Source organism: Streptomyces sp. NPDC056486, from assembly GCF_042795295.1.
In the GTDB taxonomy this organism is placed as follows: domain Bacteria; phylum Actinomycetota; class Actinomycetes; order Streptomycetales; family Streptomycetaceae; genus Streptomyces.
Map to the genome: position 1 here is coordinate 1 of NZ_JBHTSF010000121.1, position 20,656 is coordinate 20,656.

The window sequence follows — 20,656 nt, forward strand, 5'->3', positions numbered from 1 at the left end:
GAGGTGCACAACCCCGACCTGGTCCTCGCCACGCTCAACGGCAAGGGCAAGCTGGAGATGGAGCTGACCGTCGAGCGCGGTCGCGGCTACGTCTCCGCCGTGCAGAACAAGCAGGTCGGTCAGGAGATCGGGCGCATCCCGGTCGACTCGATCTACTCGCCGGTCCTGAAGGTCACGTACAAGGTCGAGGCCACGCGTGTCGAGCAGCGCACCGACTTCGACAAGCTGATCGTCGACGTCGAGACCAAGCAGGCCATGCGCCCGCGTGACGCCATGGCGTCCGCCGGTAAGACCCTGGTCGAGCTGTTCGGTCTGGCCCGCGAGCTCAACATCGACGCCGAGGGCATCGACATGGGCCCCTCGCCGACGGACGCGGCCCTGGCCGCCGATCTCGCCCTGCCGATCGAGGAGCTCGAGCTCACCGTTCGGTCGTACAACTGCCTCAAGCGCGAGGGCATCCACTCCGTGGGTGAGCTCGTGGCCCGCTCCGAGGCCGACCTGCTCGACATCCGCAACTTCGGTGCGAAGTCGATCGACGAGGTCAAGATGAAGCTCAACGGCATGGGTCTTGCGCTCAAGGACTCGCCTCCCGGCTTCGACCCGACCGCCGCCGCTGACGCCTTCGGCGCCGACGACGATGCGGACGCCGGTTTCGTCGAGACCGAGCAGTACTGAGCTTCGGCTCTGCAGTAGCTTCCCGCGGGGCGACCGCCTCGTGGGCACTGACACCGGTACCTGACACGGCCGGTGCAGCGATGAAGGAGAAACACCATGCCGAAGCCCACCAAGGGTGCCCGTATGGGCGGCAGCGCCGCGCACGAGAAGCTCCTCCTGGCGAACCTTGCCAAGCAGCTCTTCGAGTACGGCCGCATCACCACCACCGAGGCGAAGGCCCGTCGTCTGCGTCCCTACGCGGAGCGTCTGGTCACCAAGGCGAAGAAGGGTGACCTTCACAACCGCCGCCAGGTGCTGACCGTCATCACCGACAAGAGCATCGTGCACACGCTCTTCACGGAGATCGGCCCGCGCTACGAGAACCGCCCCGGTGGCTACACCCGTATCACCAAGATCGGTAACCGTCGTGGCGACAACGCGCCCATGGCGATCATCGAGCTTGTCGAGGCCCTGACCGTGGCGCAGGCTGCCACCGGTGAGGCCGAGGCGGCCACCAAGCGTGCCGTCAAGGAAGACGCCCTCAAGAAGGACGACGCGCCCGTCGAGGACGCGAAGCCGGTTGAGGCCGCCGATGAGTCCAAGGACGAGTCCAAGGACGCCTGAGGCTCTGCCTTGCTGTGAGCGGGTCCGCCCTTCGGGGCGGGCCCGCTTTCGCATGTCGGTCCGGCTGAGAGGATGGTTGGTGTGAGTGATGAAGTAGAGCCCGGGTTCGTGCGGGTGCGTCTCGACCTTTCGTACGACGGCAAGGACTTCTCCGGCTGGGCCAAGCAGCGGCAGGGGCAGCGGACCGTCCAGGGAGAGATCGAGGACGCGCTGCGGACCGTGACGCGCTCGCAGGAGACGTACGAGCTGACCGTCGCCGGACGGACCGACAGCGGGGTGCACGCCCGGGGGCAGGTCGCTCATGTCGATCTGCCCGAGGAGGTGTGGGCCGAGCACAGTGACAAGCTGCTGCGCAGGCTCGCGGGGCGGCTGCCGCACGATGTGCGGGTGTGGAAGGTGGCGCAGGCTCCCGCCGGGTTCAACGCGCGGTTCGCGGCCGTGTGGCGGCGCTACGCCTATCGCGTGACCGATCACCCGGGCGGCGTCGACCCGCTGCTGCGCAGTCATGTGCTCTGGCACGACTGGGAGTTGGACCTCGACGCGATGAACGCCGCCGCCGATGGACTCATCGGTGAGCATGATTTCGCTGCTTACTGCAAGAAGCGCGAGGGCGCGACGACCATCCGTACGCTCCAGGAACTGCGCTGGGAGCGGCGGCCGGACGGGATTCTCGAAGCGACCGTGCGGGCCGATGCCTTCTGCCACAACATGGTGCGGTCGCTGGTCGGTGCCATGTTGTTCGTGGGTGACGGTCACCGGCCCGCGGAGTGGCCGGCCAAGGTTCTTGCCGCGGGAGTGCGGGACTCCGCCGTGCATGTCGTACGACCGCACGGTCTTACCCTCGAAGAAGTCGGCTACCCCGCCGACGAGTTGCTCGCCGCGCGCAGCAAAGAAGCGCGCAACAAGCGGACGTTGCCCGGCGCCGGGTGCTGCTGAGCCCCGGCTCGCGGACTACTCGGGGGCGGTGGCCGCGGCGGAAGCCTGGGCCTCGCCCCGCCGGTTGATCTGGCCGAAGGCGAAGCGGGCCAGGTCGTCGCCGACCGTGTAGACCTTGCGCTCCTTCTCCGTGACGTCCTTGTCGCTGGTGAAGCCGGACGTCGTGAAGTAGGCGTAGCGGCCGTAGGCGTTGTACGTGCCGCGGCAGACCGCCGTACGGCAGAAGCTGGGCACGCCCTTGCCGGGCAGGGAGACGACCAGGCCCTTCTTCGCCTGCTCGTTCACCTTCTTGGCCTGGGCCTCCGTGTCGAAGACGGCGACGCCGACCGTCACGGCGATGTTGTCCTTCACGTAGCTGGCGCGGAAGAGCTCGGTGCAGTCGTTCTTGGTGAGGATCGTGCCGAGCTTGTCCTGGGTGACGCTCGCGCACTTCTTCGTACTGTCTGTGGCGCCCTTTTTGTAGACGCGGTCGCCCGAGGTCAGCGACTTGCCCGGGAAGAGCGTGTCGGGGCCGAGCGGCGCCTTGTCCTTCTTGACGCTGGAGATGAACTCCTTGGGGTCCGGCGGGGGCGGCGGCGTCGTCTTCTCGAAGGACGGGCCGGGGTTCGTGCTCGCGCCGGGGATGTCCGCGGTCGAGGGCAGCTCGCTCGCCGGTTTGTTCGAGGCGGAGGTGTTGTCGCTGTTCGCGGAGACGACTGCAACGGCGACCGCGGCCGCGACCACGGCGGTGGCGAGCGCGCCGCCACCGATCGTCAGCCATTTGCGGCGCCGGGTGCGCGATTCGGACGCCTCGGCGAGCGCCGCCCAGTCAGGGGTCTGCCGTGAATCCCCTGGACCCCACTGAGGTCCCCCTTGCCCAAAGCTCATGCGCCGCATCTTAGACGGGGAGTTGGGGATGTTGAGCGGCGGCCGGGGGAGGTGCCCGACCTAGCCTGATCCATATGAACACGGGCAAAGTATCTGTTAGTGGGTGGTTGTTGCGGCCGGTGACCTGGCACGCCTGGGCGGCGCTGGGTGTCGTGCTGCTCGCCACGGTCGTCCGGGTGGGGCTGCGGGGTCCGGGCGGCGGGATGGACAACGCCATCGTGGTGCGGGCGGCCGAGGCCTGGCTCGAGGGGCGCTCGCCCTATGCCGACCGGCACTTCCTCTATCTGCCGGGTGCCGTCCTTGCCGCGGTTCCGCAGACGCTGCTTCCGCAGTCCGTCGTGCGGTTCCTCGTCCCGGCGGGGGTCACGGCCTCGCTCGTCGTCGGCTGGGGGTGTGCGCTGCGGATCCACGGGGTGGCGTGGCGCAGCCGGTTCGCGGTGCTCGGTCTGCTCGTGCTCACGCTGGGGTTCGCCCCGTTCGTGCACCTCGTCGAGCTCGGCAACTGGACCGTGGCGTCGGCGGCCGCGCTGCCGCTCGCGCTGCTCCTCGTGTGCCGGGGGAAGTGGGTGGCCGCGGGTCTGGTGATCGGGGCGGCCGTCGCCGTGAAGCCGCTCCTCGCGCCGATGGTGCTGCTCTTCGTCTTCGCGCGGCGGTGGCGGGGGCTCGGGTGCGCGGTGCTGGTGCCTGCGGTGGTGTCCGTGGGTACGGCGCTGGCCATGCCGGATCCGGCCGGGTTCTTCACACGGACGCTGCCGTTCCTGCTGCAGGGCGACGACTCCTTCGTACGGCTCTATGAGGCGTCGCCCGCCGCTGTCCTGCCGCGGCTCGGGGTGCCGCAGGGGGCGGCGTCGCTGCTCGCCCTGGCGGTCGCGGGGGCGGGGGTGTGGTGCGCGTGGCGGCGCTGGCGGGACGGGGCGGGGCCGGGGGAGCTGCGGGTGGTCGAGACGGCCGTGATGCTGATGCTGGCGGCCTTCCTGGTGTCCAGGCCGTCGTACGACCACTACCTGCTCGTCGTCGTGCCGCTGCTGCTCGCGGGGGCGCTCGTGCCGGGGGCGGTGGCCCGGGGGAAGTGGTTCTGGCTCGCGCTCGTCCCGCAGATTCCGGGGTTCACCTGGCCTTGGCTTGAACCCGGCACCCGGCGGGCCTTCAGGGACTGCGTCACCCTGTGTGTACTGGCCTTCACGGTCGCCCGGTCCTGTGTGCGGCCGAGGGCGGTTAGCCTTGATGGCGCAGAACCGCCTGAGGCGGTGGAGTCGGCGGTGCCGGTCTCCAGGTCCGCGTTTTGACCCGTACGGCGCGCTGCGGGTACTCTCGGGGATTGTTATACGTATTGGCTTCGTCGTTCTCACGCGAAGGGCCTTACGTAGGTTCCCTGGAGCAGTTACCAGTGGCTCGCATACGGGCAGCGTCCCCGGCATTGTGGGCCCCAGCTGCATGATCGCTTCGATCGTTTCTGGGGTGCCGTGTGTCTGGACCCCATCCACTGAAGAAGCGAAGGCTACGAAGTGCGTACGTACAGCCCCAAGCCCGGCGATGTGACCCGCCAGTGGCACGTCATCGACGCTCAGGACATCGTCCTGGGCCGTCTGGCGACCACTGCCGCCAACCTCCTGCGCGGCAAGCACAAGGCGATCTACGCCCCCCACATGGACATGGGCGACTTCGTCATCATCATCAACGCCGAGAAGGTTCACCTCTCCGGCAACAAGAAGACCCAGAAGATGGCGTACCGCCACTCCGGGTACCCGGGCGGTCTGCGTTCCGTCCGCTACGACGAGCTTCTTGCGAAGAACCCCGAGAAGGCCGTCGAGAAGGCCATCAAGGGCATGATCCCCAAGAACACCCTGGGCCGTCAGATGCTCTCGAAGCTGAAGATCTACGCGGGTGACCAGCACCCGCACGGCGCTCAGCAGCCGGTCCCGTTCGAGATCACCCAGGTCGCGCAGTAGTTCCGGCCACCACCCCCAAAGACGTAAGAAATTCTGAGGAGAATCGTGGCCGAGACCACCGTTGAGCAGCCGGTCGAAGAGACCGAGGTTGTTGACGTCGAGCAGTACACCACCGAGTCCGAGGTGCCCGTCGAGGGCGAGTACACCTCTGAGTCGAACGCCGCGCGCTTCGGCGACCCCCAGCCGGCCGCCGGCCTGGGCCGTCGCAAGAACGCCATCGCCCGCGTCCGGATCGTTCCGGGCACCGGCAAGTGGAAGGTCAACGGGCGCACGCTCGAGGACTACTTCCCGAACAAGGTTCACCAGCAGGAAGTCAACGAGCCCTTCAAGGTGCTCGAGCTCGACAACCGCTACGACGTCATCGCCCGCATCTCGGGTGGCGGCGTCTCCGGTCAGGCCGGTGCGCTCCGTCTCGGTGTCGCCCGTGCGCTGAACGAGGCCGACGTCGACAACAACCGCGCCGCCCTCAAGAAGGCCGGTTACCTCAAGCGTGACGACCGTGCGGTCGAGCGCAAGAAGGCCGGTCTCAAGAAGGCCCGCAAGGCTCCGCAGTACAGCAAGCGTTAATCTGCCTGCTTGTACTTTTCGTTCGCCCCGGCGGCACGTTGTGTGCTGCCGGGGCGTTCGTTTATCGGAAACCCTGGTGATCCTTCCTGGTGATCCGGGTCGGGACCCCGGTGATCCCGGGGTAGAAGTCCGGAGGAGGACAGCAGTGGGACGACTCTTCGGCACGGACGGCGTGCGCGGTGTCGCCAACGCGGATCTGACGGCCGAGCTCGCGCTCGGACTCTCCGTGGCGGCGGCTCATGTGCTCGGCGAAGTGGGCACGTTCGAGGGCCATCGGCCGGTCGCGGTGGTCGGACGAGACCCCCGCGCGTCAGGGGAGTTCCTGGAGGCCGCGGTGGTCGCCGGTCTCGCGAGCGCGGGCGTGGACGTCCAGCTCGTCGGTGTGCTGCCCACCCCCGCGGTGGCGCATCTCACCGGTGCGCTGGGCGCCGACCTCGGCGTGATGCTCTCCGCGAGCCACAACGCCATGCCGGACAACGGCATCAAGTTCTTCGCGCGCGGCGGCCAGAAACTGGCCGACGAGCTGGAGGACCGCATCGAGTCCGTGTACGAGGAGCACCGCACCGGCGCTCCCTGGGCACGCCCCACGGGCGCGGGCGTCGGCCGCGTGCGGACGTACGACCAGGGACTCGACCAGTACGTCGCCCACCTCCTCGGTGTGCTCCCCAACCGCCTCGACGGACTGAAGATCGTCCTCGACGAGGCGCACGGCGCCGCCGCCCGCGTCTCGCCCGAGGCGTTCGCGCGCGCAGGTGCCGAGATCATCACGATCGGCGCCAAGCCGGACGGCCTGAACATCAACGACGGCTGCGGATCCACGCACCTGGGCCTCCTGAAGGCCGCCGTCGTCGAGCACGGCGCCGACTTCGGTGTCGCGCACGACGGTGACGCGGACCGCTGCCTCGCCGTGGACCACACGGGCGCCGAGATCGACGGCGACCAGATCCTCGCCGTCCTGGCGCTCGCCATGCGGGAGCACGGCACGCTGCGCGAGAACACCGTCGTCGCCACGGTCATGTCGAACCTGGGCTTCAAGCTCGCCATGGAGCGCGAGGGCCTCTCCCTCGTGCAGACCAACGTCGGCGACCGGTACGTCCTCGAATCGATGAAGCAGCACGGCTTCGCCCTCGGCGGCGAGCAGTCCGGGCACGTGATCATCCTCGACCACGCGACCACGGGCGACGGCACGCTGACGGGGCTTCTGCTCGCGGCGCGCGTCGCCGAGACCGGGCGCAGCCTCGCGGATCTCGCCGGGGTCATGGAGCGGCTTCCGCAGATCCTGATCAATGTGCCCGACGTCGACAAGTCGCGGGTCACGACCTCCGCCGAGCTGACGTCAGCCGTCGCCGAGGCCGAGCGTGAACTGGGCGCCACGGGGCGGGTGTTGCTGCGCTCGTCCGGTACGGAGCCGTTGGTGCGCGTCATGGTCGAGGCCGCCGACATCGACCAGGCCAGGTCCGTGGCCGGGCGGCTCGCCGATGTGGTGAAGTCCGCGCTGGGCTAGGGAAGGCGCCAGCCTAGGCCGGCCGCTTCCTGGCCGTACGTTCGTGCTGTCTGGCCCAGAGGAACTTCTGGGCCAGCAGTGTGACGGTGCCCGCGAGGACGATGCCCAGCAGGTTGAGCAGGAGCTGCTCGGTGGAGCCCCACGCCTGCTTGTACTCGGCGTAGCTGAAGGCGACGGCGGCGTTCGCGGCGGCCGGGACCGTCGTCACCGAGATCGCCACGCCCACCAGCGCGCCCGATTTGGCCGAGGTGAGCGAGAGCGTGCCCGCCGCGCCCGCGAGGACCGCCACGACGAACGAGAACCAGTCGGGGCGGTAGATGAAGTTCGTGTTCGGGCGTTCCGACTTCAGGGCGTCGTCGCTGAACAGGTTCACGGCGTCCATGAAGTAGCTGAAGCCGACGGTGACCACCATCGCCCCTGCGAAGCCCACGAGCAGCGCGATAAGCGAGCGCAGGGCGAGCCGCGGGGCGCGCTGTACGAGCGCGGTGCAGAAGCCCGCCAGCGGGCCGAACTCGGGGCCCACCGCCATCGCGCCCACGATCAGGATCGCGTTGTCGAGGACCACACCGCAGGCCGCGATCATCGTGGCGAGCGTGATGAAGGCCAAGTACGTGACCGAGAGCGTGGATTCCTCGTGCGTCGCGTCGGAGAGCTGCTCCCACAGGACAGCGTCGGAGCCCTCGCCCGGTGCTTCGTCCTCCGCCTTGTCCGCGCGCAGGGAGAGCGACAGGTCGATGTTCTCCAGGGCGATCGAGCCCGACTTGTCGATGCCGAGGGCGCGCAGGCCGCTGATCAGCGTGTCGCCCGCCTCGCGGGCCACGTCGCACGTCACCACGTCGCCGGCGGGGTTGCGGGCCGCGCCCGGCATGACGGCCAGATGCGTGGCGCCGACCGTCCTCTCGATCAGGCGCACCACGTCGTCCGTCGTGTCGGCCGGGGTGATCAGGCGCAGATGCAGCATGCGCGCAGGTTAGCTGGCGGCCCAGGTTGAGTTGAGGATCCGGAGTCAGAGCTTGCGCAGGCTCAGCTTGCGCACCTTGTGGTCGGGGCCCTTGCGGATGACCAGGGCGGCCCGGCCGCGCGTGGGGGCCACGTTCTCCAGGAGGTTGGGCCTGTTGATCGTGCGCCAGGTCTTGCGGGCGTAGTCCAGGGCCTCTTCCTCCGAGACCTGGGTGTACTTGCGGAAGTACGAGGACGGGTCCTTGAACGCCGTGTCGCGGAGCTTCTTGAAGCGGTTCAGGTACCAGCGCTCGATGTCCTCCTCGCGTGCGTCCACGTACACGCTGAAGTCGAAGTAGTCGGCCAGGCCCACGCGGGTGCGGCCGTCCTTGCCGGGGAGCGCCGGCTGGAGGACGTTGATGCCCTCGACGATGAGGATGTCGGGGCGGCGGACCGTGAGGCGCTGGTCCGGGACGATGTCGTAGATCAGGTGGGAGTAGACGGGCGCCGTCACCTCGGCCTTGCCCGCCTTGATGTCCGCCACGAAGCGGGTCAGGGCCCTTCTGTCGTACGACTCGGGGAAGCCCTTGCGGGACATCAGGCCGCGGGCCTCCAGCTCCCTGGTGGGCAGCAGGAAGCCGTCCGTCGTCACGCGCTCGACGCGGGGGTGCTCGGGCCAGCGGGAGAGCAGGGCCTGCAGGAGGCGGGCGACGGTCGACTTGCCGACGGCCACCGAGCCCGCGACTCCTATGACGAAAGGCGTGCCCGACTGGGAGCCCTTCTCGCCGAGGAAGGTGTTGAGCGCGCCGCGCAGGCCGTCCGTGGCGCCTACGTAGAGGTTCAGCAGGCGGGAGAGCGGGAGATAGATGTCCCGCACCTCGTCCAGGTCGATGACATCGCCCAGGCCGCGGAGCTTCTCCAGCTCGGCGGCGGTCAGTGGCAGCGGTGTCTTGTCACGCAGGGCGCTCCACTCGGTGCGGGTGAGGTCGACGTAGGGAGTCGCCTCCGGCCTGTGCCGGTGGGCGCTCCGCGGGTTCGTCGGGGGTACGGAGACCGATGAGATCACAGTCCATTGTTACGGCTGTTTGAACGGGACGGGGGGTGGGGTGCGTCACCCCCCGCGGGGCTTGAACCATTAGGGTGCGCGGGCTCGTAGGCTGCTGCACGTGATTATTGGGGTCGGAATCGACGTGGCCGAGATCGAACGGTTCGAGGCGGCGCTTGAGCGTACGGCCGGGATGGCGGGGCGTCTCTTCGTGGAGCGGGAGCTGCTGCTTCCGAGCGGGGAGCGGCGGGGGATCGCCTCGCTGGCGGCGCGGTTCGCGGCGAAGGAAGCGCTGGCCAAGGCGCTGGGGGCGCCCGGTGGGCTGCGGTGGACGGACGCGGAGGTGTTCGTCGAGGGCAGCGGGCAGCCGCGGCTGCGGGTGAAGGGGACGGTGGCCGCGCGGGCCGCCGAGTTGGGGGTGCGGTCGTGGCACGTCTCGCTCAGCCATGACGCGGGGGTGGCATCCGCCGTGGTGATTGCTGAGGGGTAGTGATTGCTGGGGGTTGGTGATTGCTGAGGGTTGGGCGCCGGGTGACACTCGGGGTATGCGTACTGCTTACCCGGTGGAGACGGTCAGGGCTGCTGAGCGGGAGCTGATGGCTCGGGTGCCGGAAGGTGCCCTGATGCAGAGGGCCGCGGCGGGGCTCGCGGTGGTCTGCGCCGATGTGCTCGGCAAGGTGTACGGATCCCGGGTCGTGCTGCTCGTGGGCAGCGGGGACAACGGGGGCGACGCGCTGTACGCGGGGGCTCGGCTCGCCCGGCGCGGGGCGGGCGTTTCGGCAGTGCTGCTCTCACCCGAACGGGTGCATGCGGGCGGGCTCCGTGCCTTTCGTGCGGCTGGGGGGCGGGTCGTGGGGGGCGAGGGTGTGCAGGGGGTTCTGCGCGGGGCCGGTCTTGTCGTCGACGGGATCGTGGGCATCGGGGGGAAGGGCGGGCTGCGGGCCCCTGCTTCTCAACTGGTGGGTGCGGTGCGTGAGTTGGGAACTCCTGTGGTCTCCGTCGACCTGCCGAGTGGCGTCGACGCGGACAGTGGCGTGGTCGCCGGGGAGGCCGTGCGGGCCGATGTGACGGTGACCTTCGGGGCGTACAAGCCGGGGCTTCTGATCGATCCCGGGCGGGAGTACGCGGGTGTGGTGCGGCTTGTCGATATCGGGCTCGGGGCTGTGCTGGGGGAGGGCGGGGGCGGGGGCGGCGGTGAGAGTTCGGGTGAGGGCGAGAGGGCGGGCGAAGGCGTGGTTGAGGCGCTTCAGTACGCCGATGTGGCCTCGCTCCTGCCGATGCCGACCGGGGAGAGCGACAAGTACCGGCGGGGTGTCGTCGGGATCGTCGCCGGGTCCGCCCGGTACCCCGGAGCCGCTGTGCTCGCCGTCGCCGGTGCGCTGCGGGGCGGCGCGGGGGCCGTGCGCTACGTGGGGCACGCCGCGGACGCGGTCATCGCGCGGTACCCGGAGACCCTCGTCTTCGAGGGGCCGCCGTCCAGGGCGGGGCGGGTGCAGGCCTGGGTGGTCGGGCCCGGGCTCGGTGACGACGCCGAGCGGCTCGTGGACGTGGTGGGCGCCGATGTGCCTGTGCTGATCGACGCGGATGGGTTGCGGCTTGCCGATGAGGCGGCGGTGAGGGGGCGGAGCGCGCCTACTTTGCTCACGCCGCACGCGGGGGAGGCCGCAGCGCTGTTGGGGGTCGCGCGGGAGGAGGTCGAGCGCGGACGCCTGGCCGCTGTGCGGGAGTTGGCGGGGCGTTACGGGGCGAGTGTGCTGCTCAAGGGGTCTACGACGCTTGTCGCTGGCGCTGGCGCTGGCGCTGGCGGTGGCGGTGGCGGTGGCGGTGGCGGTGGCGCTGGCGGTGGCGGTGGCGCTGGCGCTGGCGCTGGCGCTGGCGCTGGCGGTGGCGGTGGCGGTGGCGGTGGCGGTGGCGGTGGCCGTGGCGGTGGCCGTGGGGGTGGCGGTGGCCGTGGGGGTGCGGTGCGGGTCAACCCGACCGGGACGCCCTGGCTCGCCACCGCGGGCAGCGGGGACGTGCTTTCGGGGCTCGCGGGGGCGTTGCTCGCGGCGGGGCTCGGTGCGGGGGACGCGGGGGCTGTGGGGGCGTATCTGCACGGGCTTGCCGGGCGGCATGCGGCGGATGGGGCGCCGGTGGGGGCGCATGACGTGGCTGAGGCGATTCCGGCGGCTTGGCGTGATGTGCGGGGGGACTAGCGTCCGGCTTGGCGGTGGGGTGGGCCGGGGTGCCTCGATGCCGGGGTGCGGTGCTGGTTCGGTTGTGGGGCGGGGCCGCGCCGGTATGTCCGTCCTCGCTATCCGCTACTGGTCGTTGCCCGCTTCGGTTGGGGAGTGCTGAGTACCGTGCTCCGGGCAGACATACCGGCACGTCCCCTCGCGTCTCGATGCCGACTGCGGGTGAGTGGGGATGGTCCCCCCCCCCGTGGCTGGGGCATGTAACGCCCCTGCCCCACCGCGCCTCGGTGCGTGCAGCTCGCCCACTCGCCCTCACCGACATACGTGCTCCCCCGCCCCCTCACCGACATACGTGCTTCCCCCCCCCACCCCCTCCCCACTCGATGACGCGGGGCAATCGGGCGGGTGGGTGGGAAAGGCCTGTTCGTTCAGGGGGAGACGCGGGGTGATCGGGCGGGTGGTGGGGAAGGCCCGTTCGTTCAGGGGGAGTGGGGGTGCACGTTCCTTCGGGTGGTCCCCCGGATGACCCTGCGCAAGGGGTACCGGGGCTGCGCGTGGGGGCGGTAAGCCCCGGACCTGAGGCGCGCGGCTGCCAGGGTGTCAGCGGCCTCTGAGACACTGGTCGGCGATATGACTGAGACCGCACCCTTGCGTGCCCGCGCCGAGATCGACCTGGCCGCCCTCCGGGCCAACGTGCGGACTCTGCGCGCCCACGCGCCGGGCGCCGCCTTCATGGCCGTCGTGAAGGCCGACGCGTACGGCCACGGGATGGTGCCCTGCGCCAAGGCCGCCATCGAGGCGGGAGCCACCTGGGTGGGCGCCGCGACCCCCGAGGAAGCGCTCGCGCTGCGGGCCGCCGGGATCGGGGGGAGGGTCATGTGCTGGCTGTGGACTCCGGGCGGGCCCTGGCGCGAGGGCATCGAAGCCGACCTCGACATGTCGGTGAGCGCGCTGTGGGCCCTGCGCGAAGTGTCGTCCGCCGCGCGGGCCGCGGGGCGCACCGCGCGTATTCAGTTGAAGGCCGACACCGGACTCGGGCGCAACGGCTGTATGCCCGCCGACTGGCCCGAACTCGTCTCGCAGGCGCTGCAGGCCGAGGCCGAGGGCCTGGTGCGCGTCACCGGGATCTGGTCGCACTTCGCGTGTGCCGATGAGCCGGGGCACCCCTCCATCGCCCCTCAACTGGCGCTCTTCCGCGAGATGGTCGCCGCCGCCGAGGAGCGCGGGGTCCGGCCCGAGGTGCGGCACATCGCCAACTCGCCGGGCACGCTCACACTTCCGGAGACCCACTTCGATCTCGTACGCCCCGGGATCGCGATGTACGGGATCTCGCCGAGCCCCGAGGTCGGCACATCCGAGGAGTTCGGCCTTCGGCCCGTCATGACGCTCAGCGCGTCGCTCGCCCTCGTGAAGCACGTTCCGGGGGGTCACGGCGTGAGTTACGGGCATCACTACGTCACACCCGGTGAGACGACCCTCGGGCTCGTCCCGGTCGGGTACGGGGACGGGATCCCCCGCCACGCCTCCGGCACCGGACCCGTGCTCGTCGGCGGCAAGTGGCGGACGGTCGCCGGAAGGGTGGCGATGGACCAGTTCGTGGTCGACCTCGGCGGCGACGAGCCGCCGGTGGGCTCCGAAGCCGTCCTGTTCGGTCCTGGTGACCGGGGTGAGCCGACCGCCGAAGACTGGGCACAGGCGGCGGGCACCATCGCGTACGAGATCGTCACCCGCATCGGATCGCGTGTTCCGCGCGTCCATGTGAATGAGGGACCCGACGAGTGAGGAGGAGCGGCACGTGAGCGAGACCAACACGGGGGCGGCCGCACAAGCGGCGACGGAAGTCGCCGCGGCGGCCGGGAACTGGCGCAGGGCCGGCTTCGCCGGTGCCGCGATAGGTGTCGTCGCCGCGGGCGCCGCGGCCGGTGTCGCCATAGAGCGGCTGACCGTCGGGCGCGGCATGCGCAAGAAGGCGCGGCTCGCACTCGACGCTTCGGGTCCTTACGGATCGCTGCGCGGCATGCCGGGCCAGGCGTACGCGGACGACGGCACGGAGCTCTCGTACGAGGTCGACGAGATCGACAAGGCTTCGGCGGACAGCGCGCAGGCACCGCGCCGCCGCAGGCTCTTCGGGCGCAAGACACCCGCTCCCGTCACCGTCGTCTTCAGCCATGGCTACTGTCTGAGCCAGGACTCCTGGCACTTCCAGCGGGCGGCCCTGCGTGGCGTCGTGCGCTCCGTGTACTGGGACCAGCGCAGCCACGGCCGGTCGGGCCGGGGCGCGGCGCAGCTTGCGGACAAGTCGCCGGTCTCCATCGACCAGTTGGGGCGTGACCTGAAGGCCGTCATCGACGCGGCGGCGCCCGAGGGGCCGCTGGTCCTCGTCGGGCACTCCATGGGCGGCATGACGACGATGGCCCTGGCCGACCACTTCCCCGAGCTGATCCGCGAGCGCGTCGTCGGCGTCGCCCTCATCGGTACGTCGTCGGGGCGGCTCGGCGAGGTCAACTTCGGTCTGCCGGTCGCCGGGATGAACGCCGTGCGGCGCGTGCTGCCGGGGGTGCTGAAGGCCCTTGGCTCACAGGCCGATCTCGTGGAGAAGGGGCGGCGGGCCACCGCGGACCTCTTCGCCGGCATCATCAAGCGCTACTCGTTCTCGTCGAAGGACGTGGACCCGGCGATCTCGCGGTTCGCCGAGCGGATGATCGAGTCGACGCCCATCGACGTGGTCGCGGAGTTCTATCCGGCGTTCGCCGAGCACGACAAGACGGAGGCGCTCAAGTACTTCGCCGAGCTTCCGGTGCTCGTCCTGGCCGGTGACAAGGACCTGGTGACACCGAGCGAGCACAGCGAGGTCATCGCCGATCTGCTCCCGGGCGCCGAGCTCGTGCTCGTCCCGGACTCCGGGCATCTGGTGATGATGGAGCACCCCGAGGTGGTCACGGACCGCATCGCGGACCTCCTCGCGCGCGTCGGCGCAGTTCCCGCCGCGGCCGATGCACGTACGTCCAGCGGCTAACGTGGGTGGGCATGGAAGCACCGCACAACCCGGCCCCCGTGAACTCCCTCGGCATCACCGTCACCTCGCCTGAGCAGATGGGCGACCTGGGCCGCCGCCTGGCCAAGCTGCTTCGCCCCGGCGACCTCGTGATGCTCACCGGCGAGCTCGGCGCCGGCAAGACGACACTGACCCGCGGCCTGGGCGAGGGCCTCGGCGTCCGGGGCGCCGTCACGTCGCCGACCTTCGTCATCGCCCGCGTCCATCCGTCCCTCTCCGACGGGCCGCCCCTGGTGCACGTGGACGCGTACCGCCTGGGTGGCGGGCTCGACGAGATGGAGGACCTCGACCTCGACGTCTCGCTACCCGAATCGGTGATCGTCGTGGAGTGGGGCGACGGCAAGGTCGAGGAGCTCTCCGAGAGCCGGCTGCGCGTCGTCATCGACCGGACGGTCGGCGACACGACGGACGAGGTGCGCGAAGTGACGCTGAGCGGGGTCGGGGCGCGGTGGGCGGAGGCCGATCTCACGCTGCTCTCGGCCTGATCCCCACGCCTGACTCTCGCCTTTCGGCCTGATCTTTGTCTTTTCGCCCGAACATTCCGACAGGGCGTCGGCAAGATGTTGCGCGGCGCACGTCAGGCGTGGTCACATGGATACCGGTACTGGTTAGGTCTACCTAACCACGTCTGCCCCCGGAGCCCAGGAGGCATCCATGTCGGCTTCAGAACGTGACGTAGAGCCCCGGCCGCACGGGCTGTCGGGGCCATCGGGGTCATCGGGGATTTCCATGCGCGATCTGCTGGCGTCCTGCGCGGCCGCCAGCGCGGTCTCGACACCGCCGGGCGATCAGGCGCCCACGTCCGTGGGCGACGTCCCTACGGAACGACGACGACCTTCTTGCTGATCGTCGCGAACTCCCACATCGCGTTGCCGTCCTTGCGCGACTCGCGGATGCCGCCGGTCTTCTTCGACGGGTCGGGCTTCGGCGTCGAGCCGTCCGTCGCCGCGCTGAAGCCGATCGCGATCCCGTCCACGCTCGCGAAACGCACGACGTGCTCGATCGCCACGCCGTCCGTTCCGGTGACGGTGCCCGAGCGCGAGGTGACGGCGTACGTGCCGGGGACCGGGTCCACCGTGCTCGGCGTGACCTTGAACGTGCGCTGCGCCTTGCCGGTGCCCGCGACCAGCCATACGCGGTCCTCGCCCACCGAGTAGACGACCCGCTCGCCCGCACCGGACTGCGCCGGAATCGTCGTCGGGTCGGCCTTGTCCTTGGGGGAGCGCGAGGCCGATGCGGAAGGGGCTGTGTCCGGCTTTTTGCCCAGGTGGTCCGGCGCGCTGGCCGAGGCCTGGTAAGCGAGGAAGCCGACGGCGGCGACCGCGGCGGCGGTGAGCCCGGCCACGATTCCCGAGCTGCTCCTGGACACCTGCGCCACCCTCTTCGTACTCCGTACGGCTATGGGGTGACGTTAGCAGCAGGTGTGCGGCTTGTTCGGTCGGCCGTGCTGCGGGCGCCGGAGCCGTAGGCTATTCGCGTGCTCTTGCTCGCTCTGGATACCGCCACCCCCGCCGTCACCGTCGCGCTGCACGACGGCTCGTCCGTCGTCGCAGCCTCCAGTCAGGTGGACGCCCGCCGCCACGGTGAGCTGCTGCTTCCCGCCGTCGACCGGGTGCTCGCCGACGCGGGACTGAAACTCGACGCCGTGACCGACATCGTCGTCGGCGTGGGCCCCGGCCCCTATACGGGTCTTCGCGTCGGCCTGATGACCGCCGAGACCTTCGGCCTCGCGCTCGGCGTGCCGGTGCACGGTGTGTGCACGCTCGACGGCCTCGCATACGAGTCCGGCATCGAGAGCGGGCCCTTCGTCGTCGCCACGGACGCGCGCCGCAAGGAGGTCTACTGGGCGCGGTACGCGGACCCGCGCACCCGCCTCACCGAGCCCGCCGTGGACCGCCCGGCCGACATCGCCGACGAGGTGGCGGGCCTGCCCGCTGTCGGCGCCGGCGCGGTGCTCTACCCCGAGACCTTCCCCGAGGCCCGCGCCCCTGAGAACGTCTCGGCGGCCTCGCTCGCGTCTCTCGCCGCCCAGAAGCTCGCCGCGGGCGAGGAACTGTCGGCCCCCAGGCCGCTGTACCTGCGCCGCCCCGACGCGCAGGTCCCCAAAAACTACAAGGTGGTCACCCCCAAGTGACATCCGTGACGACAGCTGTCCTGCGCGAGATGCGCTGGTGGGACATCGAACCCGTCTACGTCCTGGAGAAGGAACTCTTCCCGGACGACACCTGGTCGCGCGGCATGTTCTGGTCCGAGCTCGCCCATGCGCGAGGGCCCCTTGCCACCCGCCGCTATGTGGTGGCGACGGACGGGGGCAGGCTCGTCGGGTACGCGGGACTCGCCTCCTCCGGCGACCAGGCCGACGTACAGACCATCGCGGTGGCCCCGAGCCACCGGCGCACGGGGCTCGGCTCCCGGCTCCTGACCGATCTGCTGCGCGCGGCGACCGCCTTCGAGTGCGCCGAGGTCCTCCTTGAGGTGCGGGTCGACAACACGCGGGCGCAGAAGCTGTACGAGCGCTTCGGCTTCGAGCCCATCGGCTTCAGGCGCGGCTACTACCAGCCGGGCAACGTGGACGCCCTGGTGATGCGCCTGACCGACCCATCGACATCCGTACAAGGAACCGACACCCATGGCTGACTCGCGCGACCAACCTCTCGTTCTCGGCATCGAGACCTCCTGTGACGAGACCGGCGTCGGCATCGTCCGCGGCACCACCCTGCTCGCCGACGCCATCGCCTCCAGCGTCGACGAGCACGCGCGCTACGGCGGGGTCGTGCCCGAGGTCGCCTCTCGCGCGCACCTGGAGGCGATGGTGCCGACCATCGAGCGCGCCCTGAAGGAGGCGGGGGTGTCGGCGAAGGACCTGGACGGCATCGCGGTGACCGCGGGGCCCGGTCTCGCGGGCGCGCTGCTGGTGGGCGTATCGGCGGCCAAGGCGTACGCGTACGCGCTCGGCAAGCCGCTCTACGGCGTGAACCACCTCGCGTCGCACATCTGCGTCGACCAGCTCGAGCACGGCGCGCTGCCCGAGCCGACGATGGCCCTTCTCGTCTCCGGCGGCCACTCCTCGCTGCTGCTCTCCACCGACATCACGTCGGACGTCCGCCCCCTGGGCGCGACCATCGACGACGCGGCGGGCGAGGCCTTCGACAAGATCGCGCGGGTGCTCAACCTGGGCTTCCCCGGCGGTCCCGTCATCGACCGGTACGCGAAGGAGGGCGACCCGAACGCGATCACCTTCCCGCGCGGCCTCACCGGGCCGCGCGACGCCGCGTACGACTTCTCCTTCTCAGGACTGAAGACGTCCGTCGCGCGCTGGATCGAGGCCAAGCGGGCCGCGGGCGAGGAGGTTCCCGTCCGTGACGTGTCGGCGTCCTTCCAGGAGGCGGTCGTCGATGTGCTTACCCGCAAGGCCGTACGGGCCTGCAAGGACGAGGGTGTGGACCACCTGATGATCGGCGGCGGCGTGGCGGCCAACACGCGGCTGCGCGCCCTTGCCCAGGAGCGGTGCGAGGCGGCCGGAATCAGGCTGCGGGTGCCGCGCCCGAAGCTGTGCACGGACAACGGCGCGATGGTGGCCGCGCTCGGCGCGGAGATGGTCGCGCGCAACCGCTCGGCATCCGACTGGGACCTGTCGGCGGACTCCTCGCTTCCGGTGACGGAGCCGCACGTCCCGGGCCACTCGCACACGCACGCGCACGACCACGTGCACGAGGTCAGCAAGGAGAACCTGTACTCGTGACCGTCGCGCTGATGTGGGAGGCCCGCGCCGTCGACGGGCGGGGCGAGGAACTGCTCGCATGGGCGCGGGCGCAGGTCCTTGACGGTGAGCCGGTCCGCCGGGAGAGCTTCCGTGCCCCGCAGGACAGGGTCCTCGTCCTGACCTGGTGGGACGCGTCGTACGACGCCGAACTCCCCGAAATCCCGGAGCCCGCGCCGGAGTTGGTGACGCGGGCGGTGCACCGGTGGCGGTTCGAGTCGGCCGGGCTCGGCTGAACGCGTCGTACGTCAGCGGGTGTCAGGGGCGGTTCGCCTGCCCCAGTAGCCCGTCGATGACCGCTCCCAGCTGCCTGGACGCGTCGTACTCCGCCGTCAGTTCCAGCCAGCGGTCGGCGAGTGCGGCCATGTGGGGCAGTTCGTCGGCGTCCGCTTCCGTGAGCATGTCGGGGAAGTAGCGCCTGCGGTCCGGCTCCTCGGCGCGGCGGGCCATCGCCTGACGGAAGACCAGGTCGCCGTAGACGCAGTGCCAGATGGTGCGGTAGGCGGCGATGGCCTGGGACTGGTTCAGTCCGCAGGCGAGGGAACAGTCGATGATCTCCTCGACCATCCATAGAGCGCCCTTGTCGGTGAGGTCACCGAGGCTCAGCACCTCCACCACCCAGGGCATTCGCTCCAGCGTGCCGTGCATGTGGACGGAGACCGCGAGCAGCCTCTCGCGCGGATCGTCGGGGAGCTCGGGGCGCGGGACCAGGTCGGCCGTCCCGGACAGGGTGAGCATCAGGAGCTCGTCCTTGTCGCGTACGTGGTGGTAGAGCGCCATCGGGGTCGTGCCGACCTCCTTGGCGACCTTGCGCATGCTCAGGGCGGCCACGCCCTCCTCCTGGAGGATGCGGCGCGCGACGCCGACGATCGTGTCCAGGTCGATGCGGCTGGGGCGGCCGCGCTTCTTCTTCTCGCCGCCTGATGACTCCGGCGCTGGTTTCTCTGCTTCCACGTGGCTCATTGTCGCGCCCCGAGGGGGTGCCTGACGGGCGGGCGGCGCATGCCGTTCTATTTTCTATACGCGTATAGTAATGTCCGTGGGCATGGTGAATCCCGCTGACTCCAAGCCGCCTCCAGGGACCCGTTGGCTGCTGCCGGTGCTGCTCACCGTGCAGTTCCTGGTCTCCCTCGACATGTCCGTCGTGAACATCGCGCTGCCCGACATCGGCGACGACCTCGGCTTCGGTGCCGATTCGCTGCTCTGGGTCGTCAACGCCTACGCCCTCGCCTTCGGCGGCCTCCTCATGCTGGGCGGGCGCCTCGCCGACCTGGTGGGGCGGCGGCGCACCCTGATCGCCGGGTTCGCGGTCTTCGGTGTCGCGAGCCTGGTGGGCGGGCTCGCGCAGACGCCGGGGCAGCTCGTCGCGGCGCGGGCCGTGCAGGGCGCGGGCGCGGCGGCGCTCGCACCCGTCGCGCTCGCGCTGATCACCGTCAACTACGCGCCGGGGCCCGCTCGTGCGCGGGCGCTCGGGCTCTGGGGCGCGGCGGGCGCGCTCGGCGGCGCGGTCGGGGTGATGGCGGGCGGGCTGCTCACGGACTTGGCGGGCTGGCGCTCCGTGATGCTGATCAACGTCCCGGTGGTGCTCGGCGCGCTCGCCCTCTCGCGGCGCGGCGTACCCGCCGACCGGCGTACCGGGCCCGCACCGCGCCTCGACGTGGTGGGGGCGCTCCTTGTCACCGCGGGGATGGCGGTGCTCGTCCTCGGGCTCGTGCGCACGGAGACGTACGCGTGGGGATCCGGTACGACCCTGGGCACCCTCGGCGCCGCGGCCGTGCTGCTCGTCGCGTTCGCCGTCGTCGAGTCCCGCAAGCGGGAGCCGCTGCTCCGGCTCGGCCTGCTCAGGAACCGGCCCGTGCTCTCCGCGAACGCGTTCGCGCTGCTGATGTCATCGGGGCAGTTCGCCGCCTTCTACTTCACCTCGCTCTATCTCCAGGAGGTCATGTCGTACGGATCCACGCGGGCCGGAGCGGCGTTCCTGCCGTTCTGTGTGGGCGTCGTCGCCGGGTCGGTGATCTCGGCGCGGAAGGCCGGGCGCTTCGGGGAGCGCGCGATTCTGGTGACCGGCGGTCTCCTCGGGGCGGCGGGGTTCGTGTGGTTCGCCCTCACGGTCGGACCTGACGGCACCTTCCTCGGGTCCATCCTCGGGCCCTCGCTGGTGGCGAGCGTCGGCATCGGCATGTGCTTCGTGCCGCTGGGGACGGCGGCCACGTCCGGTGTCGCCGCCGAGGAGACCGGCATGGCGTCGGGGCTGCTCAACAGCTCGCGGCAGCTGGGCGGTTCGCTGGGGCTCGCGGTCCTGGTGACGGTGGCGTCGGGGGTCACGGGGTCCACGGGATCAGGGCGGGGGCCCGGAGCGCTCGCGGACGGGTACGCGACGGCGTTCGGGGTGGCCGCCGCGCTGCTCGTGGCGGCGGCGGTGGCGACGGCGGCGCTGCATCCGGCGCGTACGCGTGCGCTGCCTGCGGAAACGTCCTTGGGTGCGCTCGCTCCAGAAGAAAGTCCAAAGAATCTCGGAGACGATGTCGATCCGGGTGTCTCCCGTTCGACGCAGAGGTGAGAGGCGGGGAGAAGCCCGCCGA

The 20,656-nt window shown here is 70.6% G+C and carries 22 protein-coding genes; 17 read left to right on the forward strand and 5 right to left on the reverse strand.

All coding sequences use genetic code 11. The annotated features are described in order from the left end of the window. The 3 genes from rpoA to truA all read left to right on the forward strand — a co-directional run. On the forward strand, window positions 1-675 hold a 675-nt coding region (gene rpoA / locus ACFQ7F_RS33750; RefSeq protein WP_383278944.1), incomplete at its 5' end, for a DNA-directed RNA polymerase subunit alpha. A 96-nt stretch (window positions 676-771) separates the two neighbouring features. Further along, a complete protein-coding gene (gene rplQ / locus ACFQ7F_RS33755) occupies window positions 772-1,278 on the forward strand; it encodes a 50S ribosomal protein L17 (RefSeq protein ID WP_383278947.1) in 507 nt (168 codons plus the stop codon). Window positions 1,279-1,359: 81 nt separating this feature from the next. After that, a complete protein-coding gene (gene truA, locus ACFQ7F_RS33760; RefSeq protein WP_383278950.1) occupies window positions 1,360-2,214 on the forward strand; it encodes a tRNA pseudouridine(38-40) synthase TruA in 855 nt (284 codons plus the stop codon). Window positions 2,215-2,229: 15 nt separating this feature from the next. Here the strand turns inward: truA and ACFQ7F_RS33765 are convergent, their stop codons facing one another. After that, window positions 2,230-3,081, reverse strand: a complete 852-nt coding sequence (locus ACFQ7F_RS33765; RefSeq protein WP_383278953.1) for a hypothetical protein — start codon at window positions 3,079-3,081, stop codon at window positions 2,230-2,232. A 74-nt stretch (window positions 3,082-3,155) separates the two neighbouring features. Here ACFQ7F_RS33765 and ACFQ7F_RS33770 point away from each other — a divergent pair, with 74 nt between their 5' ends. The 4 genes from ACFQ7F_RS33770 (at window position 3,156) to glmM (ending at window position 7,101) form a co-directional block, all read left to right on the forward strand. Continuing rightward, entirely contained in the window at window positions 3,156-4,367 is a 1,212-nt protein-coding gene (locus tag ACFQ7F_RS33770) for a glycosyltransferase family 87 protein (RefSeq protein ID WP_383278956.1), read from the forward strand. A gap of 219 nt (window positions 4,368-4,586) precedes the next feature. Then, window positions 4,587-5,030: a 50S ribosomal protein L13 gene (rplM, locus tag ACFQ7F_RS33775; RefSeq protein WP_361837244.1), complete on the forward strand. Its 444-nt coding sequence runs from the start codon at window positions 4,587-4,589 to the stop codon at window positions 5,028-5,030. A gap of 45 nt (window positions 5,031-5,075) precedes the next feature. Next, on the forward strand, window positions 5,076-5,597 hold the full coding sequence (rpsI, locus tag ACFQ7F_RS33780; protein WP_361716623.1) for a 30S ribosomal protein S9: 522 nt from the start codon (window positions 5,076-5,078) through the stop codon (window positions 5,595-5,597). 145 nt (window positions 5,598-5,742) lie between these two features. Continuing rightward, window positions 5,743-7,101: a phosphoglucosamine mutase gene (gene glmM / locus ACFQ7F_RS33785; RefSeq protein ID WP_383278961.1), complete on the forward strand. Its 1,359-nt coding sequence runs from the start codon at window positions 5,743-5,745 to the stop codon at window positions 7,099-7,101. A gap of 13 nt (window positions 7,102-7,114) precedes the next feature. Here glmM and ACFQ7F_RS33790 read toward each other — a convergent pair whose 3' ends face one another. Together ACFQ7F_RS33790 and coaA are read right to left on the reverse strand one after the other, a co-directional pair. Next, the gene (locus tag ACFQ7F_RS33790; RefSeq protein ID WP_383278964.1) at window positions 7,115-8,062 is read right to left on the reverse strand and encodes a DUF389 domain-containing protein; all 948 of its coding nucleotides are present in this window, start codon (window positions 8,060-8,062) and stop codon (window positions 7,115-7,117) included. A 45-nt stretch (window positions 8,063-8,107) separates the two neighbouring features. Then, window positions 8,108-9,106: a type I pantothenate kinase gene (coaA, locus tag ACFQ7F_RS33795; protein WP_383278967.1), complete on the reverse strand. Its 999-nt coding sequence runs from the start codon at window positions 9,104-9,106 to the stop codon at window positions 8,108-8,110. 100 nt (window positions 9,107-9,206) lie between these two features. On the opposite strand from coaA, the gene ACFQ7F_RS33800 reads away from it, so the two are divergent. The 5 genes from ACFQ7F_RS33800 to tsaE all read left to right on the forward strand — a co-directional run bounded on the left by ACFQ7F_RS33800 (window position 9,207) and on the right by tsaE (window position 14,799). After that, a complete protein-coding gene (locus ACFQ7F_RS33800; protein WP_383278970.1) occupies window positions 9,207-9,575 on the forward strand; it encodes a holo-ACP synthase in 369 nt (122 codons plus the stop codon). Window positions 9,576-9,630: 55 nt separating this feature from the next. Beyond that, window positions 9,631-11,280, forward strand: coding sequence for an NAD(P)H-hydrate epimerase (locus ACFQ7F_RS33805; RefSeq protein WP_383278973.1), 1,650 nt, complete (start codon window positions 9,631-9,633; stop codon window positions 11,278-11,280). Window positions 11,281-11,889: 609 nt separating this feature from the next. After that, the gene (gene alr, locus ACFQ7F_RS33810; protein WP_383278976.1) at window positions 11,890-13,041 is read left to right on the forward strand and encodes an alanine racemase; all 1,152 of its coding nucleotides are present in this window, start codon (window positions 11,890-11,892) and stop codon (window positions 13,039-13,041) included. A gap of 13 nt (window positions 13,042-13,054) precedes the next feature. Beyond that, window positions 13,055-14,275, forward strand: coding sequence for an alpha/beta fold hydrolase (locus ACFQ7F_RS33815; protein WP_383278979.1), 1,221 nt, complete (start codon window positions 13,055-13,057; stop codon window positions 14,273-14,275). Window positions 14,276-14,286: 11 nt separating this feature from the next. Then, window positions 14,287-14,799 carry a tRNA (adenosine(37)-N6)-threonylcarbamoyltransferase complex ATPase subunit type 1 TsaE gene (tsaE, locus tag ACFQ7F_RS33820; protein WP_383278983.1) on the forward strand — a complete coding sequence of 171 codons (513 nt, stop codon included), beginning with the start codon at window positions 14,287-14,289 and terminating at the stop codon, window positions 14,797-14,799. Window positions 14,800-15,131: 332 nt separating this feature from the next. Here the strand turns inward: tsaE and ACFQ7F_RS33825 are convergent, their stop codons facing one another. Beyond that, window positions 15,132-15,683: a hypothetical protein gene (locus tag ACFQ7F_RS33825; RefSeq protein WP_383278986.1), complete on the reverse strand. Its 552-nt coding sequence runs from the start codon at window positions 15,681-15,683 to the stop codon at window positions 15,132-15,134. Between the two features lie 108 nt (window positions 15,684-15,791). Here ACFQ7F_RS33825 and tsaB point away from each other — a divergent pair, with 108 nt between their 5' ends. From tsaB to ACFQ7F_RS33845, 4 genes are read left to right on the forward strand one after another with little or no spacing between them, the layout of a single operon-like run. Next, window positions 15,792-16,448, forward strand: coding sequence for a tRNA (adenosine(37)-N6)-threonylcarbamoyltransferase complex dimerization subunit type 1 TsaB (tsaB, locus tag ACFQ7F_RS33830; RefSeq protein WP_383278990.1), 657 nt, complete (start codon window positions 15,792-15,794; stop codon window positions 16,446-16,448). Between the two features lie 29 nt (window positions 16,449-16,477). Next, on the forward strand, window positions 16,478-16,951 hold the full coding sequence (gene rimI / locus ACFQ7F_RS33835) for a ribosomal protein S18-alanine N-acetyltransferase (RefSeq protein ID WP_383279014.1): 474 nt from the start codon (window positions 16,478-16,480) through the stop codon (window positions 16,949-16,951). After that, window positions 16,944-18,056 (forward strand): tRNA (adenosine(37)-N6)-threonylcarbamoyltransferase complex transferase subunit TsaD, encoded by a 1,113-nt coding sequence (gene tsaD / locus ACFQ7F_RS33840; RefSeq protein WP_383278993.1) that lies wholly within the window; start codon window positions 16,944-16,946, stop codon window positions 18,054-18,056. Before rimI ends, tsaD begins: the two co-directional genes overlap by 8 nt. Beyond that, on the forward strand, window positions 18,053-18,310 hold the full coding sequence (locus tag ACFQ7F_RS33845) for a hypothetical protein (RefSeq protein ID WP_383278996.1): 258 nt from the start codon (window positions 18,053-18,055) through the stop codon (window positions 18,308-18,310). Before tsaD ends, ACFQ7F_RS33845 begins: the two co-directional genes overlap by 4 nt. Before the next feature lie 22 nt (window positions 18,311-18,332). Here the strand turns inward: ACFQ7F_RS33845 and ACFQ7F_RS33850 are convergent, their stop codons facing one another. Next, window positions 18,333-19,028: a TetR/AcrR family transcriptional regulator gene (locus tag ACFQ7F_RS33850; RefSeq protein ID WP_383278999.1), complete on the reverse strand. Its 696-nt coding sequence runs from the start codon at window positions 19,026-19,028 to the stop codon at window positions 18,333-18,335. Between the two features lie 91 nt (window positions 19,029-19,119). Here ACFQ7F_RS33850 and ACFQ7F_RS33855 point away from each other — a divergent pair, with 91 nt between their 5' ends. Continuing rightward, on the forward strand, window positions 19,120-20,634 hold the full coding sequence (locus tag ACFQ7F_RS33855) for an MFS transporter (protein ID WP_383279002.1): 1,515 nt from the start codon (window positions 19,120-19,122) through the stop codon (window positions 20,632-20,634). Window positions 20,635-20,656 lie beyond the last annotated feature (22 nt).

Bases quoted from the DNA above. Each gene is read 5' to 3' on its own strand.
- tsaE (WP_383278983.1), top strand. From the start codon at position 14,287: ATGGAAGCACCGCACAACCCGGCCCCCGTGAACTCCCTCGGCATCACC.
- alr (WP_383278976.1), top strand. From the start codon at position 11,890: ATGACTGAGACCGCACCCTTGCGTGCCCGCGCCGAGATCGACCTGGCC.
- rimI (WP_383279014.1), top strand. From the start codon at position 16,478: ATGCGCTGGTGGGACATCGAACCCGTCTACGTCCTGGAGAAGGAACTC.
- ACFQ7F_RS33790 (WP_383278964.1), bottom strand. From the start codon at position 8,062: ATGCTGCATCTGCGCCTGATCACCCCGGCCGACACGACGGACGACGTG.
- ACFQ7F_RS33855 (WP_383279002.1), top strand. From the start codon at position 19,120: ATGGTGAATCCCGCTGACTCCAAGCCGCCTCCAGGGACCCGTTGGCTG.
- tsaD (WP_383278993.1), top strand. From the start codon at position 16,944: ATGGCTGACTCGCGCGACCAACCTCTCGTTCTCGGCATCGAGACCTCC.
- rplQ (WP_383278947.1), top strand. From the start codon at position 772: ATGCCGAAGCCCACCAAGGGTGCCCGTATGGGCGGCAGCGCCGCGCAC.
- ACFQ7F_RS33770 (WP_383278956.1), top strand. From the start codon at position 3,156: ATGAACACGGGCAAAGTATCTGTTAGTGGGTGGTTGTTGCGGCCGGTG.
- ACFQ7F_RS33765 (WP_383278953.1), bottom strand. From the start codon at position 3,081: ATGAGCTTTGGGCAAGGGGGACCTCAGTGGGGTCCAGGGGATTCACGG.
- ACFQ7F_RS33805 (WP_383278973.1), top strand. From the start codon at position 9,631: ATGCGTACTGCTTACCCGGTGGAGACGGTCAGGGCTGCTGAGCGGGAG.